Consider the following 2077-nt stretch of genomic DNA (forward strand, 5'->3'; position numbering starts at 1 on the left):
GCTGGCGCTGGCCAAGGTATGCCCGTCCGGGCTGAACGCCACCGAGAAGACGACGTTGGTGTGGCCGTTCAGGGGCCGGCCCAACGGCACGGCCCGGGCCGGGTCAGAAACATTCCACAACCGAACAGACCCGTCGCCGCTAGCGCTGGCCAAGGTATGCCCGTCCGGGCTGAACGCCACTGTGTTGACGCTGGAAGCATGGCCGGTCAGGGGGGTGGAAAGGGCGGTGTTTTCGGTAGTAAGTAGCCGCGTGTACGTCTCGTCGCCCGGTCTCATGCGGTGCGCGACAAGGGTCAGCTGGGCTGACAGGGAACCGTCGGTGTCTCCTAGCTGGTCCGCCTCAGCGACCACCCGGTTGTAGATGGCAAGGTCTCGCTGCTGCAGCGCTTCGCGCTGTTGCTGGGAGGCGAAAACGGCGGCTGTGGAGGCAACCAGACTCAGCACTGTGAGGACGGCGATGGTGCCCGTGCGGAGCCGTACAGCACGGCGTTGCTGCCGGGTGGAGGCTGAGAGAAAGTCACGTGCGGCGGAGCTGAGATCATGGTGTGGAGCGGTCTCAGCCCAGGTGCGCGCGGTCTCCAGGCGGCCTCCCCGATACAGCAGAGACGAGTCGCGGCCCCCGCGGTCCCACGCCGCTGCGGCTTCTTCGAGATCCTGATGGATCAACCGCCCGGCGCGGTCACTGTCGATCCAACGACGCAACTGGGGCCAGCTGTGCAGCAGGGCTTCGTGAGTGATCTCGACGGTGTCTTGTCGCTGGGTGAGCAGTCGCGCATTAGTGAACGCATCCACGACCGCTGTGGCCGTCTGCGGATCGGCACTCCTGTCGACCAACTCGGAGCGGGATAGACGCCGTCGAGTGTCCTCGGTTCCATCTCCGATCTTGACGAGGCGGAGGAATAGCGATTCGGCCATCCGCTGCCCAGCGGCGTCCAAGCGCGCGAAAAACTGGTCGGCGGTGGTGGCAATGGCGCGTTGGATCCCGCCGGTGGTCCGATAGCCCGCCACAGTCAGAGTGGCACCGTGCCGCTGCTGCCAACTGGCCCGCAGCGCATGAGCCAGCAGCGGGAGTCGCCCCGCCTCATAGCCGGCTGTCCCACCCTCATCGGTGCCGACCACGGTCCCCAGGTCGCGCAGGAGCACTTCGATCAGCCCCGGCTCGATGTCCAGCCCCACATCCTGTGCCGGATACAAGATCGCCTCGCGTAACTCCACCTCCGACATCGACCCGACCACCAGTGGACTGTCCTGCAAGGCAAGGCGCAGTTGTGAGTAGTGGGCGCAAGCGGCGTAGAAGTCTGCCCGCACCCCCACCACAACCAGCCCGACAGGCTGCACCTCATGGCCTGCATCGCCTCGCGTGCCGACCAGTCGCGTGAGCAAGTCAATGAACACGCGCCGCCGCGAGTCGTCGGTGCACAGGGTGAACAGTTCCTCAAACTGGTCCACGACCATCACCACGCGAGCACCGGAATCCTCGCTGCCGATGTGGTTGCGCAGCACCTCACCCAGCATCGGAACGCATCGATCCGGGTCCTCAGCCAGTTCCTCTGCTACACGCACCGTTTCGGTGCCTGTGAAGGACGAAATCTGTGCGGCCAGAGCCTGAAGGGGGTCTGCGGTGGGCGTGAACACCACCTTTGGCCATTGGCCCGAGCCCGGCAGGGCCCCCTCATCCAGCTTGGACAGCAACCCAGCCCGCAACAACGAGGACTTCCCCGCGCCCGACTGCCCCACAACTACCTGTACGCCTCCCGCATGCAGGCGTTCGTCTAGGCGAGCGATCAGTTCAGCGACCAGGGCATCCCTGCCGAAGAACCACCGCGCCTGCTCACGTCCAAACGCAGCCAACCCCGGATAAGGGCACTCCAGCGTTACCCTGCCAGCCTCGGTGCGCTGTCGCTCACGTAGCCCATCGCCGTAGTGGAAATGCTGGTCCCGGCCCGCTTGATGGACGCGGGCTTCACCGGAGGCATACGCCTCAAGGTGCACCCCCTCGCCCCCAGACACCACCGAGGACACATCCGGGCACCGTTCATCCGAAGAACTCATCAATCACCACTCCACGCCAGCGGGG

At 65.6% G+C, this 2077-nt stretch carries 1 pseudogene; it reads right to left on the reverse strand.

Annotated elements, in window-relative coordinates:
* Positions 1–2052 (reverse strand): annotated as a pseudogene (locus tag HCK04_RS40100) (AAA family ATPase); the annotation flags it as partial.
* Positions 2053–2077 lie beyond the last annotated feature (25 nt).

Origin of the sequence: Microbispora sp. CL1-1 (assembly GCF_012034195.1) — a bacterium.
Classification (GTDB): Bacteria; Actinomycetota; Actinomycetes; order Streptosporangiales; family Streptosporangiaceae; genus Microbispora.